The organism is Bacillus sp. FJAT-25509, from assembly GCF_001420605.1.
GTDB lineage: Bacteria > Bacillota > Bacilli > Bacillales > Bacillaceae_G > Gottfriedia.
In genome coordinates this window covers 49012-64327 of record NZ_LJIZ01000037.1, presented here as the reverse complement: position 1 = coordinate 64327, position 15316 = coordinate 49012, and the positions used below count along the sequence as shown (strand labels likewise).

At 32.2% G+C, this 15316-nt stretch carries 15 protein-coding genes; 7 read left to right on the top strand and 8 right to left on the bottom strand.

Features of this window, described 5'->3' with window-relative positions; genetic code table 11:
- Window positions 1-8 precede the first annotated feature (8 nt).
- Window positions 9-1220: an ornithine--oxo-acid transaminase gene (locus AN960_RS21910; protein WP_056476375.1), complete on the bottom strand. Its 1212-nt coding sequence runs from the start codon at window positions 1218-1220 to the stop codon at window positions 9-11.
- 330 nt (window positions 1221-1550) lie between these two features.
- Here AN960_RS21910 and AN960_RS21905 point away from each other — a divergent pair, with 330 nt between their 5' ends.
- The gene (locus tag AN960_RS21905; protein ID WP_056476372.1) at window positions 1551-2972 is read left to right on the top strand and encodes a sigma-54 interaction domain-containing protein; all 1422 of its coding nucleotides are present in this window, start codon (window positions 1551-1553) and stop codon (window positions 2970-2972) included.
- 125 nt (window positions 2973-3097) lie between these two features.
- Window positions 3098-3385 carry a hypothetical protein gene (locus AN960_RS21900; protein WP_056476369.1) on the top strand — a complete coding sequence of 96 codons (288 nt, stop codon included), beginning with the start codon at window positions 3098-3100 and terminating at the stop codon, window positions 3383-3385.
- Between the two features lie 49 nt (window positions 3386-3434).
- On the opposite strand, the gene pheA is transcribed toward AN960_RS21900, so the two are convergent.
- The 3 genes from pheA to AN960_RS21885 all read right to left on the bottom strand — a co-directional run bounded on the left by pheA (window position 3435) and on the right by AN960_RS21885 (window position 6069).
- Window positions 3435-4283, bottom strand: coding sequence for a prephenate dehydratase (gene pheA / locus AN960_RS21895; protein WP_056476366.1), 849 nt, complete (start codon window positions 4281-4283; stop codon window positions 3435-3437).
- A 103-nt stretch (window positions 4284-4386) separates the two neighbouring features.
- Window positions 4387-5373, bottom strand: coding sequence for a LacI family DNA-binding transcriptional regulator (locus AN960_RS21890; RefSeq protein WP_056476363.1), 987 nt, complete (start codon window positions 5371-5373; stop codon window positions 4387-4389).
- A 258-nt stretch (window positions 5374-5631) separates the two neighbouring features.
- On the bottom strand, window positions 5632-6069 hold the full coding sequence (locus AN960_RS21885) for a galactokinase (RefSeq protein ID WP_056476359.1): 438 nt from the start codon (window positions 6067-6069) through the stop codon (window positions 5632-5634).
- Between the two features lie 649 nt (window positions 6070-6718).
- Here AN960_RS21885 and AN960_RS21880 point away from each other — a divergent pair.
- Complete coding sequence (locus AN960_RS21880) at window positions 6719-7090, top strand: DUF2500 domain-containing protein (protein ID WP_353611590.1); 372 nt, start codon at window positions 6719-6721, stop codon at window positions 7088-7090.
- A 20-nt stretch (window positions 7091-7110) separates the two neighbouring features.
- Window positions 7111-8100 (top strand): NAD-dependent epimerase/dehydratase family protein, encoded by a 990-nt coding sequence (locus tag AN960_RS21875; protein ID WP_056476353.1) that lies wholly within the window; start codon window positions 7111-7113, stop codon window positions 8098-8100.
- A gap of 257 nt (window positions 8101-8357) precedes the next feature.
- Here the strand turns inward: AN960_RS21875 and AN960_RS21870 are convergent, their stop codons facing one another.
- The gene (locus AN960_RS21870; RefSeq protein ID WP_056476350.1) at window positions 8358-9035 is read right to left on the bottom strand and encodes a Dph6-related ATP pyrophosphatase; all 678 of its coding nucleotides are present in this window, start codon (window positions 9033-9035) and stop codon (window positions 8358-8360) included.
- 72 nt (window positions 9036-9107) lie between these two features.
- Window positions 9108-9428: a hypothetical protein gene (locus AN960_RS21865; protein ID WP_056476347.1), complete on the bottom strand. Its 321-nt coding sequence runs from the start codon at window positions 9426-9428 to the stop codon at window positions 9108-9110.
- 144 nt (window positions 9429-9572) lie between these two features.
- Between AN960_RS21865 and AN960_RS21860 the strand changes: the two genes are divergently transcribed.
- Window positions 9573-10349, top strand: coding sequence for a class I SAM-dependent methyltransferase (locus tag AN960_RS21860; protein ID WP_056476344.1), 777 nt, complete (start codon window positions 9573-9575; stop codon window positions 10347-10349).
- Between the two features lie 82 nt (window positions 10350-10431).
- Here the strand turns inward: AN960_RS21860 and AN960_RS21855 are convergent, their stop codons facing one another.
- Window positions 10432-11706, bottom strand: a complete 1275-nt coding sequence (locus AN960_RS21855; protein ID WP_056476341.1) for an ATP-binding protein — start codon at window positions 11704-11706, stop codon at window positions 10432-10434.
- 233 nt (window positions 11707-11939) lie between these two features.
- Between AN960_RS21855 and AN960_RS21850 the strand changes: the two genes are divergently transcribed.
- Window positions 11940-13085, top strand: a complete 1146-nt coding sequence (locus AN960_RS21850; RefSeq protein WP_056476337.1) for a metallophosphoesterase — start codon at window positions 11940-11942, stop codon at window positions 13083-13085.
- 188 nt (window positions 13086-13273) lie between these two features.
- Window positions 13274-14500 (top strand): ATP-binding protein, encoded by a 1227-nt coding sequence (locus tag AN960_RS21845; protein ID WP_056476334.1) that lies wholly within the window; start codon window positions 13274-13276, stop codon window positions 14498-14500.
- Between the two features lie 62 nt (window positions 14501-14562).
- Here AN960_RS21845 and AN960_RS21840 read toward each other — a convergent pair whose 3' ends face one another.
- Window positions 14563-15198 (bottom strand): FMN-dependent NADH-azoreductase, encoded by a 636-nt coding sequence (locus AN960_RS21840; RefSeq protein WP_056476331.1) that lies wholly within the window; start codon window positions 15196-15198, stop codon window positions 14563-14565.
- Window positions 15199-15316 lie beyond the last annotated feature (118 nt).

The following is a 15316-nucleotide window of genomic DNA, read 5'->3' as shown; positions in this document are numbered from 1 at the left end:
CGCTCCATTTATACAGTTGCTTTATATTGGCTAAATACTTCGTTAATTTGTTGAATTGACCAGTCTAAATCTTCTTTTGAAATAATTAATGGTGGTGCAAAACGAATTACTGTATCATGTGTTTCTTTACATAATAAACCTTGTTTCTTTAATGCTTCACAATAAACACGTGCTGGTACATGAAGTTCAACACCAATAAATAATCCACGTCCTCTAACTTCTTTAATATGAGGATGGTCGATTTCTTTTAATTTTTCCATAAAGTAGTTTCCAAGCTCATTAGAACGCTCAGCTAACTTCTCTTCTTCAAGAACTTCTAGAGCAGCTACAGAAACTGCACAAGCTAATGGATTTCCACCAAATGTAGATCCGTGAGAACCTGGCTCAAATACGCCTAAGATTGAACGATTTGCAGCAACACATGAAATTGGGAATACTCCGCCACCAAGTGCTTTACCTAAAATGTACATGTCAGGAATTACTCCATCCCAATCACATGCAAAAGTTTTACCAGTTCTACATAAACCTGTTTGAATTTCATCTGCAATAAATAATACGTTTTCTTTTTTACAAACTTCAGCTACTTCAGGTAAGAATCCTTCTCTAGGGATATTAATTCCAGCTTCACCTTGGATTGGTTCGATTAAGAATGCAGCAGTATTTGGTGTAATTGCAGCTTTTAATGCTTCAATATCGCCATAAGGAATTAACTTAATTCCTGGTAAGAATGGTCCAAATCCACGTTGATAATCTTTTTCTGATGATAAAGAAACTGCAGCCATCGTACGACCGTGGAAGTTTCCAACACAAGCAATAATTTCTGCTTGGTTTTCTTCTACACCCTTAACATCATAAGCCCATCTTCTAGCAGCTTTAATAGCTGTCTCAACAGCTTCAGCACCAGTGTTCATAGGTAAAATCATATCTTTGTTAGTAACTTTTGCTACCTTTTCAAACCACTCACCCATGTTTTCACTATAGAAAGCACGAGAAGTTAATGTAACTTTGTCAGCTTGATCTTTTAAAGCTTGAATAATTTTTGGATGACGATGTCCTTGGTTTACAGAAGAATATGCGCTTAACATATCTAAATATCTGTTACCCTCAGGGTCTGTAACCCAAATACCTTCAGCTTTAGAAATTACTACTGGAAGTGGATGATAGTTATTTGCGCCATATTGATTTGTTTGGTCAATGATCTTTTGAGAATTAGTTGTCATTTGAGTTCCCCCAATATTATTGATTAATATTTAGTTTCTTACTAAAAGAATAAGCAATTTCCGTGCCAAACATGTTAAATAAATTTAAATTCACAAAATGTACTTATTCTCAGCGTTATTCATCATTAAGCATGATACCGTTTTCAATTTACTGCAAAATATTTTTGCATTCAGGCGCAAAATTAATTAAAATATGCATAGAATATTTGCAGCAAAAAAACGATTAACAAAGAAAATTAGCACATTCGGAAAAAAACTGCCTTTTTATCTTACCAAAAATAGTTAGAAGTGCAAATTTTTTCTATTGTTATAATGAAAAGAGAGAATTATATGAAAAATGATAAGCAAAACTATTTAGCTGTTGATGAATTGTTACAATTAATATTAGAAGAAATAGATATCGGTATACATGTAGTTGATCAAGATGCAAATACAATGGTGTATAACCGCAAAATGATGGAAATCGAAATGATGAATGAAGAGGATGTCTTACATAAAAATCTTTTAGATGTCTTCACGTTTCAAAAAAACCAATCGAGCACCTTACTTGAAGCCCTCCAAAAAGGTAAAGTACGAAAAAACATTAAACAATCTTATTTTAATAATAAAGGAAAAGAAGTTACGACGATTAATGATACTTACCCAATAATGAAAGAAAATAAAATTATTGGAGCAATTGAAATGGTTCGCGACGTGACGGAATTAAAGCAATCTGTGCAGGAAGGCATTCTCCAAAATCGAAATACGCGTTATACATTTGAACAATTAATCGGAACATCTGGGGCATTTAAAAGCATAATTGAAGATGCAAAAAGATCTGCCAAAACTTCATCATCCGTTTTAATTGTAGGAGAAACCGGAACAGGTAAAGAACTATTCGCTCAAAGTATTCATAATGCTAGCAAAAGAGCAACAAAGCCCTTCATTTCTCAAAATTGCGCCGCACTTCCAGAATCCTTAATTGAAAGCATTCTTTTTGGGACAAAAAAAGGAGCATTTACTGGGGCAATTGATAAGCCTGGATTATTTGAAGAAGCAAATGGTGGAACATTATTATTAGATGAAATTAACTCGCTTAGCCCAAATTTACAGGCTAAACTTTTAAGAGTTATTCAAGAGCGTAAAGTTAGAAGAATTGGTGAGATTAACGAAAAAGAATTAGATGTCCGAATTATCGCTACGATAAATGAAGACCCTATTGAAGCAATTGCGAATAATCATTTACGTAAAGACTTATATTACCGTCTAAGTGTCGTTTCATTATTTCTACCACCACTTCGTGAACGCTTCGAAGATATATTGCTGTTAGCAAACTTCTTCATTCAAAAATATAATCGTCTTTTCGGCCATCGGGTAACTAATTTAGATGAAAATGTAGCAAATTTCTTCCTGAAACATAACTGGCCAGGTAATATACGTGAACTTGAACATATGATTGAAGGTGCAATGAACTTAATAGAAGATGAAACAATTATATCGACTACACATTTACCATCAAGATTCTTTAATGAAAATAGGATTATAAGCGTAGCACCGACTGCTCAAAAAAATAGAGAAATTAAAATAAATCAATCGGAATTAACAGATGACAAATCAAATTTGAAAAATACTTTATTAAATAATGAAAAACAGTATATTATAAATGTTTTAAATGAGCATAACGGCAATATTACACAGGCTGCAAAAAAACTAGGCATCAGTAGACAGAACCTACAATACCGAATTCGCAAGTTTAATTTATTAAATGATTAAGTTAAAAATTAATAGTAACGAATTTTAAGTTTCAAGTACGTTTAAAATACAATATGCCCAAACCTTCCACTTTTGTCCTGCATATTTTGATTATGTAAGACTCATAAGTAAAGGAGGTTTTTTATATGTCGAATGAACATGAGTATCGTCCGCATGGATTTGGTGGAGGTGGCTTTGGACACGGAGGATTTGGAGGCTTCCACGGAGGATTCGGTGGAGGATTTGGTAGACCTGGATTTGGCTTTGGTAGACCTGGGTTTGGATTTGGCTTTGGACGTCCATTTTTCCGTCCGTTTTTCCGTCCATTTTTCCCATTTTTCCCATTTTATGGTTATGGTTATGGCTATGGCTATCCTTACTATTCATATTGCCCGCCAGGATACTATTGTCCACCACCTTATTACTATTATTAATGTAAAAATAAAAAATATAAAAGAGAAGGATTGTAATCCTTCTCTTTTTTTATAGTGATATTGTTGAATAACTTCCTACAACATCTACTGAAAAGCCTAAAGCTTCCAATTCTTGCTTTACTCCAGGTAATAATACGTCATCATAGCCCATCTCAACATCAACAATGAAGAAGTAATTTCCTAATCCAGTTTTCGTCGGGCGGGACTCAATTTTTGAAAGGTCAATCTGTCTCCATGCAAATGCAGAAAGCACTTGGTGAAGCGCACCAGCATGATTCTCTGGCATGTTAATAACTAGAGTTGCTTTAGTATGTTTAGATTGAAAATAACTTGTTTCTAATTCAGCATCTTGTCTTTGTAAAACAACAAATCTCGTGTGGTTATACGAGTTAGAGTGAATATCTGAAGCAACAATTTCTAATCCATATTTCTTTGCAGCAAATTCATTAGCGATCGCAGCTATACATTCATTAGATTGCTCACTAACCATTTTAGCTGCAGCACTAGTAGAAGTAACTGGTTCTAACTTTGTATATTTATATTGATTATGCAAAAATGTGTGACACTGAGCTAACGCATGAGAATGAGAATAGATCACCTCAATATCCTTTACTCGATGTACTTGTCCTTTTGCCATCAATAAATGTTGTCTAATCGGTATAATAATTTCACCAACCATTTTTAATGGCTGTTCATGTACAAGATAATCAATAGTTGTAGTCACAGATCCTTCAACTGAATTCTCTATTGGTACGACGACTAAATCAACTTCACCTTCAGCAACATTATCCATACAAACTGGAATACTAGAATAAGCAATATGTTCATCATTCTTAAAAACAGACCGTACAGCAACATGTGTAAAAGTCGCCTCAGGACCTAAATACCCAACCTTCACGTTCCCACTCCTTTTAATTTTTAATTATACTAAAAAGAGTTAAGATTAAAAGTAAAATATTTAATTTTTAGCAATTATCTTACAAATTTCGCAAATATCTGCATTACAGGCTACTTTGACGAATCTTTAACGTCGTAGGAACAATCACTTTTTTGGCTACTTTCCTACCTAAAAGTCTTTCCATTAATAAATCCACTGCAGATTCACCCATTATTTCAGTGTATACCTTCAAGGTACTTAAACTAGGAAAAAGATATTTTGAAAACACAAAATCATTCATCCCGATTAAATTTACACGCTCTGGCACTGATATTTTCGCTTCATGAAGTGCTCTTAGACATCCGACAGCCATCGTATCACAACCAATTAAAAATGCTGTTGGTAATTCACCACCTTGTTCTCGAATTGCCTTGTTCATTAAATTAAACCCGGCTTCAGCTGTAAATTCACTTAAGTACAGATTCTCTTTTCGAAAGAGTCCCTTTTCCTCTAAATAGTTTTTATATGTTTTCACTCGAGAATTCATTTTTTGACCTTGCTTCTTATCATACTCGCGTCCACCAATATATCCGATTTTTTGATGTCCATGTGAGATAAAATGATCTAAAACTTTAATAATAGCATTCTCATAATCTGTAACAACAGAATCATATTGCTCTTCATCTGGTGAAAAATCAACAAAAACTATATTTTTTGATACTTTTTTCAATGAGCTAATTTGTTGATTGTCAAACTTACCTAATGCAATCACACCAAGTATTTGCTCATCTAACATCCCCTTTTCATTTCCACGAAAAAAAGTAGAAATGTGCAGAGAATGTTGTTCACACTTATTTTCAATTCCAAAACGAATTAGCATATAAAAGAGATCACTTAATTCTTCATGGCCATTGTCACCTTTAACAAGTGCGATTTTAGCGATATTCTTTTTTACTTTTGATTTTTTCCTATATGAAAGCTTTTCTGCTGTTTCAAAAATTCTTTGTTTTGTATCGTCAGTTACTGATAGTGCCGGGTCATAATTAAGCACTCTTGATACAGTAGCAATCGATACCCCTGCTTTTTCGGCAATTTCTTTAATTGTAGTCATTACAACTCTCCTCGTAACCTTCCAATCTGAATTGTTTTCGAAACTATTACTTTAATTTTAACAGTTGAAGGTTGTATGATTATCTATTAAATATGGAGAATTTTTTACATATTTTATTTTCCTTAAATCAAGATTGGATAATTAAGTTTTATTTATGCAAATTTGAAATATTATAATTTACAAGAGGAGAATTTAATTTTTCTGGAGTAAACTTAGCTGTTTTTTAATTGTTGAAATCATAGATGTGGTTTCTTGATTCTATTCGTATAAAGTTTTTAACATTGTATCCGTTAAAGCTTCAACTGATTTGGTTGAGGATAGCCCTACTTCATTTGGAAGATTACTGTAAATTAGTATATCCATCCCCCTATTAATACGATACCCTGCTTGTTTTAAATAACTAATCACTTTCTTTAAGTAGCTAGCCCAGTCATGCTTTATTTCGTCACCTAAATCATTTAAAGAAATTTCAATGATTCCTAAATCTTCAAAGTTTAAGGATACTAATTTAATTAATTGCGTCTCTGTTCTAGACAAAATCACATAAATGCCAAATGGTTGTGAAGTATGTTGATCATTTGCATCAAAGTCCGTGATTTCTTCGATTTCGTCAGTATGGCCTGATACAAAAAAAACGCGTAAATTAGAATGACTGTAATACTGATTGTAAACCGATATTAAATCTTTAACATTCATTTCCTAATCACTCCTATAACTAATTTTCCATGATGATCCCTACCCGCTATTCAGTCAGATAGACATAGATTTAACCCAAAAATTAAATCATCTAACCCTATATCTCCTCGCTAGCCTTATTTCAATTCTTACCATTAGAAGATAACAAGCTTACTAGCACTAATCACCCTACTAGTTTTAAACACTAGTACCTTGGCAAAGGAACACTATAAAGAGATAAAAGAGTTCTATTAAGAGTATCCTACTCTCATGGATATTATCGGTCAATAATTATTCAATTAAAATTTACTAAAACGGGAGGATTTTTTACTTAGTTTTTTATTCTGTCACAATTAATGTTCGTATAAGTAAAATAACAGGATAACTACCTTAATTTAAAGGTTCTTGGATAGTAGTTCTATTAGATTATTAATAGTAATTTTTTTACATTTTTTTACTAATTAGATCTTTTTTAGAATTATATCTAAATAATAAAAGAAATAAATTTCACTAAAATATTTTAATGTTTACATTACAACTACAATTTATTTGCTAGTTGAAAGAAATAAGTTTATTACTTTCAGAAAATTTAATAAACTATATATATAGTCCTACTTAAAGAGGATTAAGAAGTGAGAGCCTTACAATACATTTAAAGGAGGTCTTAATGATGTCAGGGTTTGATGCAGGTTTTGATATTTTTAAAATTATCGCGTTCGTATTTCCAATCATTTTCGTGTTCGTTTTTGCAGGTATATTTTTTGCACTAATAAAAGGTTTAAAGCAATGGAATTATAATAATAAACAACCAAAGTTAATTGTCCCGGCAAAAATAGTTACTAAAAGAATAGATTATATTCAGCGTGCTAATACGAATCAGTTCGCTCATTCCTCTACACATTATTATGTTACACTTGAGGTCGAATCTGGAGACAGAATTGAATTTCAAATTGATGGGTTCATTTATGGTCAATTAGTAGAAAATGATACTGGAAAACTAACTTTCCAAGGTACGAGATTCATAAACTTTGAGCGACAATAATTTCTTTTCGGGGTGGAATAATGAATGTTTTCATAAGTGGTGCCACAGGTTTTTTAGGAAAACATACTACAAAAAGATTAAGTGAAATGGGCTACTCCGTTTTAGCCTTTGGACGAAATGAGGAAGAAGCTAAATTTTTTAACAAGATGGAAAATGTCACCTTTGTAAAAGGAGATTTGAATGACTCTGTCTTATTAGAAGAAAATATAAAGAATGTAGACTATGTGATCCATTGTGCTGCACTTGCAGCACCTTTTGGACATTTTTCTGAATTTGAGAAAACAAATGTTGAAGGGACAAGGAATATTGTTAAAGCTTCACTTTCAGCAGATTTAAAAAAGTTTATTAATATTTCGACGCCGAGTGTGTACTTTACTAGTGAGAGTCGCAAAAATGTTAAAGAAAGTGATCCGCTGCCATCAAAACACTCTAATTACTATGCTAAAACAAAGCATATGGCAGATTTAATTATTGAAGATGCAATTGAAAAAGGGCTACCTGCAATCTCATTAAGACCTAGACAAATTTTTGGTCCTTTCGATCATACGATTTTCGGGAGATTTATACAGATTAATGAAAATGGAGGAATTCCATTAGTTCATAAAGGACAAGTTCTAATGGATTTTACTTATATCGATAATGTTGTTGATATGATCATAGCTTGTATGAATGCAGATAATGCCTTAAATGGTGAATACTACAATCTTACAAATGACCAGCCCATTTATTTAATTGACGTACTTAAACAACTCTTCTTTGACTTAAATAAAGAGTTGAATACAAAAAATATCTCGCCAAATCTACTGTCATTTATCGCGTTGAATTCGGAAATAATTGCGAGGATTACTAACAAACCACCTAAAGTTTCTAAGCATATTGCCAATTTCTTAAGCTATGACTATACACTAAATATAGAAAAAATCAAAAGTGATTTAAACTATGAACCTAAAGTATCAATTAGTGAAGGTATTAAGCGTTATGCTGATTGGTACTTAACTACAATTGATTGAAAACTAAAAACAAGCTAAAGTCACCTAAATTAATTGTATTTAAGTAATTTTAGCTTGTTTTTGTTTGGCATAATTCGAATCTAGTAAATTGATGTTGATTAAGTCCATTGACTGGCGTTTATTTGCGGTTTTGTCATTTTTAATTGCAGTTTCTTGATTTTTATTTGCACTTTTACCACTTTTATTTGCAGTTTCAGATTTTTTTACGCCCCCAGTTTTTCCTGTTCTACTCTACATATATAAAAACCAGTAGTAATCTATTTAATAATTGTTTGTATTTCTTTAATATTTAAAGACCATAATCCACTATTAAGAATGGTCTCTGCTTCTATTATATTTAAGCGTTCTTTGAATAATGGTCCATCAATGACAAATGTATGATATTCTCCACTTTCGCCCATTAAACAGATTTCCTTGCTAATGAATAGTTCCTTTAAATCTTTATTTAGGCTCTTACCTACGATCGTAGAATCAAAAATATTCTCCCTTGCCCTACAAATAATTGCATCGTATCCAGTCGCAAGCCATTGGTCTAGTAAATTAGTAGTTTCACTTTTCTCAATCCATACTGGGAAAAGTGGTTCAAGTCCTGTCTTAGTTGCAACTAGTTCATTCCATTGTCGATCTTCCTCGACATATAAAGTACCAAATGCAATCGCAGAAAGATCAAATTGCTCTTTTATTGTTTTTAGTCCATTAATCATTGATTCCTCATATTTACCTGCTGAGTCAATCATGACAAGTGGAATCCCAATTGCATCTGCTTGCATTTGTAAAAATTTAAGCTGAGTCCCGTGCGCATGATTCCTTTCATCCTTTTTCGATACCATTGATACTAGACATGCCACTTCATATTTATTTTTAATTAGCAAATCTAATGCTAAACAACAATCCTTCCCACCACTCCAAGAAACTGCTACTTTACGATTATTCACTATATCATTCTCCCTTAAAATTAAAGCGATAGAAATGTTTAAATTTCTACCCATAGTTTATAACAAACGTTATTAATTTTTTAGTAAACTTTTAACGTATGTCATTCCTTTTATTGCATAATCAAACCACTGTTGATCCCCATATGGAATTTCAACCCATTCTCTCATAGGTTTCCCACCCATTGGGTCAAAGTTTTTTGCTCCGTTTATTATTAAAGCTGCTGCAACATCTTCTGGCTTTAGCTTTACAACAATATTGGGCTCATTATAGAACACAAAAACTTTACCTTGTATTTTTAATCCTTTATGTCCAAAGATACTTCCTTTTGATGCTTCATAATGATTAATTAGTTCAGTTCTTAAGCTTTCAAATCTTTCTATTGTACCTTCCATTTTCATCACTCCTTTTTTTCTGAAGCTTTTTTTAATAAAAATATCTTATTATTACCAATAACTTATTGATATTATTCAGTGTAATATCATCGTCTATACTAATAATATAGACGCAACTGAATCAAATTTTAGGGAGGTAATCATATGGCAATCAACTTCCACGATGCACAAAATAATAATACTTATACAACTAGAGAGGCTGATCAATCTTGGTTTCAGTTAATGAGGGATAATATTGATTTGTTTGGAAAAGACGCCGTTGATATTGGTTGTGGCGGAGGGATCTACTCGAAAGCTCTCACTAAGTTAAAAGTAAACCACGTTACGGCGGTAGATTTTTCAGAGGAAATGCTTAAAGGTGCTGCTGAAAATTGTAAAGACTACAGTAACATTTCTTTTAGTAAAGGAGATGCATATGATACTAAACTTCCATCTTCAAATTATGATGTAATATTAGAAAGAGCTTTAATACATCATTTAGATAATTTAAATGTCTGTTTCAATGAGGCAAATCGTTTACTAAAAAAGAATGGATTATTAATCGTACAAGATCGGACACCAGAAGATTGTTTACTTCCTGGAGACGAAAGCCATATACGGGGTTATTTTTTTGACCTATACCCAAAATTGAAAACTAAAGAGATAGCTAGAAGATATGATATACAAGAAATGCACTCTGCATTAGAGTCAGCTGGATTTCATATAGAAAACACAGTAAAACTTTGGGAAACAAGACGTACCTATACTAACCTAGAATCACTTCAGAGTGATTTATTACTTAGAACTGGCCGATCAATTCTTCATGAACTCACTGATGAAGAGCTAAACCAATTAGTAACATTCATCGCTAATAAGCTTCAGCATCAATCTTCTATTATTGAAAAAGATTGTTGGACAGTTTGTTTTGCTAGAAAGAAATAATATTATAGACACCACTCACATTAATAGAAACGCTTAGTCTAAACTCTAAGCGTTTTTTCATTTCCCATTCAAGGCTAAATAATTATTCATTCACTATAGGATCCTTAGGCTCAACTTTTGGTAGTTTAATCGTTACTTTTGTTCCGTCATCAACGCTACTCTCGAAAGTGATTGTTCCATTCATTGCTTCAATGATTCGAACAGATACAGTTGTTCCGACTCCAGTTCCCTTTTCTTTAGTTGAATAGAAAAGTGTACCAATACGTGAAAGCTGTTCTTTCGTCATTCCTTTTCCATTATCTCTAATCGTAATGACCGTTTTATCTTTTTCCTCGTGGAGCTTCGTATGTACAAATCCACCCGAGCTAGTTGCCTCAATTGCGTTTTTAATTAGGTTTATTAATGCTTGTTTAAATTGGTTTTTATCTGTATTTATAAATGTTTCAACTTCTGTATCACCTTTTAATTTAACATTTTGCTTTAATGCTAAAGGTACTAATAAGGTGACTACATCTGAAACGCATTGCTTTAAACTAAACGTTTCCACTTTTTCAAATTGTGGTTTAGCAAAGTTTAGATAATCATTAATGATTCCTTCTGCTCTACCTAATTCGCTTAATACTAGTGGCAAATATTCCATCGATTGATTGTCTTTGCTTTCTTGCATTAATTGTAGGAAACCTTTAACAACTGTAAGTGGATTCCTAACTTCATGGGCAATAGAAGCTGCCATTTCACTTAGCGTATTAAGTTTCTCAGCTCTTTGGATTTCTTTATGCAGTATTTTGTTTTCAATTAGTGTTTCAATCAGTTTTGCTCCTAAAGTAATTGCGACTAACTCTATTACAATAAAGATCAGAACTAACCCAAATAGTCTGTAATCGCTTTTAAAACTAATCTTATTTACGAATAAAAAAGTAAATAAGATTCCTAGTTGAACTAAAGCTGGCCATAAGCTAATAAGAGCTGTTGCAAGTATTCTCTGTTTAGGCTTAAATGTCCAAAACCATTTATATAAAATTAAAGACCCTAGTGAGGATAAGGTAATACTGATCATACCAAAAATAATAGCGTCTCCACCTAAAATTATTCTAGCTAATAAGATTGCTAAAAAAGTCACGATTCCCCAGCGATAGCCGCAATAAAGAAACGCAATTGTTAGTGGAATATATCTTAAATCCCAAAACAATCCATATGCTGGATATGGAAAGGCCATGCAAAAAAAACCTGCTACAGCCTGAAACATACCAAAAAGATAAATTTTATCTTTATAGCCATGCCTTTCAAAGATAATACTGTATATTAATATTGGACTTAATATGATTAAAACATGTAGCAAAAGTTTTTCGATTAACACGTTTTTATCCTCACTAGATTCGAAATTTTCGAAATAATATTATCCTAAAAATAATACGACAAAACTTCCAAAAATCCTTTATTTTCCCCTACCAAATAACACCATTTTTGATTTTCTGTCGATTAATATTTTTATGCTATTTTTCACTTTTTTAGACAGTGAATTAGGTGCGTTTATAAGTTTAAACATTTATACTAGAAGTACCTTACCACTACCGTATGAAAGGGATCACTATGAATAAAAGAATAGTCTTAAATATTATTTTCGTTATGATTTTCTTTTTCTTAATTAATTTTTACATAGGTCTTAATGGATGGATTTATATTAATGCATTGCTAAGTAGGTGGACGAATCCAACAATAAAAACAATCTATTGGATCGTATTTCTGTTAATAACTTTTGCGTACATTCTTTCAAGAGTTTTAAAGAGTAAGCTTCCTACTTCATTCTTTAAACCGATCCATAAAATTGGAGCATACTGGTTAGCCATCTTTTATTATTTAATTTTCTTTGTCATCGTTGCTGATTTGATTGGACTAATTTTAAAAGAATTTACCTCTTTCAAAACAAGAAGTCTAACTGTAATACTTGGAACAATCGTTATATTATGTGTCACAATCCTTATCGCAAAAGGTAGAAAAAGTGCACTAGACACACAGATTGTTCATTATGACATCAATGTTGAAAAAACAAATGAAAAGTATAAAGAACTATCAATTGTACTAGTTTCGGATTTACATTTAAGTACATTAGTCACGAATAAAAGATTAGAGTTTCTTGTTGAAAAGATTAATAAGCTTGCTCCTGATTTAGTCTTAATTGCTGGGGATATTATTGATGAAGATATTACTCCTTTTGTTGAGGAAAATATGATCCAAACATTGAAAAAGTTAAAGCCAAAAATTGGAACATACGCGGTCCCTGGTAATCATGATTATTACGGTGGACATTTAGATTTACTTGTAGAGCATTTAAAGGATGCTGGTATTCATATTTTATTAGATGAGAAAGAACTAGTTGATCACAATTTCTATATTGTTGGTCGTAAAGATCTTGCAAGTAAAAAGCGTCTAGATTTACATGAACTACTTGAAGAAATCGATCATACAAAACCAATTATCTTACTTGATCATCAGCCCTATCATTTAGAAATTCCAACTCAATTAGGCGTAGACTTACAAGTGTCTGGCCATACGCATCGCGGCCAATTTATGCCAAATCACTTAATTACCCGTCGACTATATGAAGTTGATTGGGGCTATTTACAAAAAGAACGCTCACACTTTGTCGTTTCATCAGGGTTTGGAACTTGGGGACCTCCTATTCGAACAGGTAACCCTTCTGAGATTGTTACGATTACTGTTTCATTTTCTAATTAATTCAGACTGCCCGCCAAACGCTTGCAATCAGTCTGAAACTCAAGTTTATAGGACTTTGTATACATATTGAAAAGACCAAAAAACATTTTTTGGTCTCTTTTTTATTAATGTCATAATTTATCTATAAATAGTTTTCTGAAAAGTGTAAAATATTATTGAGAGTTTCTTTTCAGAACGGAGATTGAATCATGAAAAATACAGAGTACTACAACAAAAGGAGCCGTCGAATTTATATTTTTTTTATGGCTTCACTTACTTCTTTATTACTAGTAGGAATTACACTTTCTCCTTTAACTTTTAAGGATCATCCATTTGAACTTATTACTCAAGTTATCTTAATGTTCATTGTTATTTTTGCCTTATTTAATTTTGTTAAAAAAGATAACACATTTTCAAAAGTATTATTTACGACCATTTCTTCACTATATGTGTATATTAAATTTTGGACGTACCCAGACACATCAACAATGTATAGTTTTGTAGCAATCATCCCAATTTTTACGATCTTTTTATATAATCGAATAGCATTTTATATCGGTTGGGCATTTAATATACTAATTGGTCCTACTTTTGTATTACTAATCACATTCACCAATCTAAAAGAAAAATATTCTTATATAGCATTAGACCCTGTCGGCAATATATTGGAGTTCCTATCAATTCAATTAATACTCTTATTTGTATTTTTACAAACAGAGACGAAGGTCATAGCTTTAGAAGCCAATTACAAGGAAATACAACAAGCAAAACAATTAAATTCGATTGGTCAACTAGCTGCAACAATTGCACATGAAATTCGTAATCCAATTACTGTCGTAAAAGGTTTTGCACAACTTTTTCAAAAAACAAAAACAATGAGCCCAGACGAAAAATACTATGTCGATACGATGCTAAAAGAATTAGAATACGCTCAAATTATTATTAATGATTATTTATCACTAGCCAAACCTCAAACTGAAACGCTACAAGTCGTAGAAGTAAATAAAGAAATAGTAAATGTAACTGATTTACTTGCCTCGATGGCAAATAGCCAATGCATCGGTTTCCATTTAAACTTAACTCAAATACTTCATACGAAAATAAATCCGATTGAATTTAAACAAGTTCTCGTTAACTTGATGAAAAATGCAATCGAATCAATGCATGATGCCGGTTTTATAACGATCAATCTCTTACCAGAAAATGAATATGCACTAATTGAAATCATAGACACAGGAATTGGAATGTCTCAAGAAACCATTGAAAAGCTCGGCACTCCCTTCTACTCACTAAAAGAAAGAGGCACAGGAATTGGGTTAACCGTCTGCTTTAATATCATTGAAAAATTTAAAGGTAAAATTAAAGTAAGTAGTAAGGAAAACGAAGGATCCATATTCCGAATTTATTTACCGATTTGGCAATATGACAATGAATGAAAAAAAAACAACATATTTCCGCAAAAAAAAACTCACAATAGTGTGAGTTTTTTTGTTGCAATTTAAAAGTCTTTTGCAGTTTCTTTAGCTTTTTGAATTGCTTGCTCTTTAATTTCTTGTGCTCGGTCCGGGAATTGATTTTGACCTTCTACAAAGATTCCATTAAAATCTTGAACACCTAAGAAGCTCATAATCACTCCAATATAGCGATGTCCCATTTCAAGACCTGCTGCTGGACCTTCTGAATAAACTCCACCACGTGCCTGGATATGCAAGGCTTTTTTACCACCTAATAATCCTTGAGGGCCATTAGAAGTATATTTAAAAGTTTTACCAGCAACGCAAATCGCATCAATATAGTTTTTCATAATTGGAGGGAATAAAAAGTTCCATAAAGGTGTTACAAAGACATATTTATCTGCTTCAGCAAATTGGGTTACAATCTCATTTAATCTTCCTACTTTTGATTGCTCACCTGAAGAAAGTGTATCAAAAGATCCTCCAGATTGAAGTTTTCCCCAACCTGCAAACACTTCAGCATCAATATGAGGAATCTTTTCATTATAAAGGTCAATATGTACTACTTGGTCATTAGGATGTGCAGCTTTATAACTCTCGATAAATGCATCACCAACCGCCATACTATATGAAGTAGACTTATCGTGTGGATGTGCTGTGATATACAATAGTGTTGTCAAACGAATTTCCACCTTTCAAATTAAATGTCCAAACTATCTTTACCTTATAAGAAGCACGATATTATCATCTGTCATTACTAACCAAACAATACAAATATTTATAAAAAAAAACCTTTAC

Coding starts and splice junctions, on each gene's coding strand:
- AN960_RS21860 (WP_056476344.1), top strand. CDS start 9,573: ATGGCAATCAACTTCCACGATGCACAAAATAATAATACTTATACAACT.
- AN960_RS21885 (WP_056476359.1), bottom strand. CDS start 6,069: ATGAATGTTAAAGATTTAATATCGGTTTACAATCAGTATTACAGTCAT.
- AN960_RS21890 (WP_056476363.1), bottom strand. CDS start 5,373: ATGACTACAATTAAAGAAATTGCCGAAAAAGCAGGGGTATCGATTGCT.
- AN960_RS21875 (WP_056476353.1), top strand. CDS start 7,111: ATGAATGTTTTCATAAGTGGTGCCACAGGTTTTTTAGGAAAACATACT.
- AN960_RS21910 (WP_056476375.1), bottom strand. CDS start 1,220: ATGACAACTAATTCTCAAAAGATCATTGACCAAACAAATCAATATGGC.
- AN960_RS21850 (WP_056476337.1), top strand. CDS start 11,940: ATGAATAAAAGAATAGTCTTAAATATTATTTTCGTTATGATTTTCTTT.
- AN960_RS21865 (WP_056476347.1), bottom strand. CDS start 9,428: ATGGAAGGTACAATAGAAAGATTTGAAAGCTTAAGAACTGAACTAATT.
- AN960_RS21900 (WP_056476369.1), top strand. CDS start 3,098: ATGTCGAATGAACATGAGTATCGTCCGCATGGATTTGGTGGAGGTGGC.
- AN960_RS21880 (WP_353611590.1), top strand. CDS start 6,719: ATGTCAGGGTTTGATGCAGGTTTTGATATTTTTAAAATTATCGCGTTC.
- AN960_RS21845 (WP_056476334.1), top strand. CDS start 13,274: ATGAAAAATACAGAGTACTACAACAAAAGGAGCCGTCGAATTTATATT.
- AN960_RS21905 (WP_056476372.1), top strand. CDS start 1,551: ATGAAAAATGATAAGCAAAACTATTTAGCTGTTGATGAATTGTTACAA.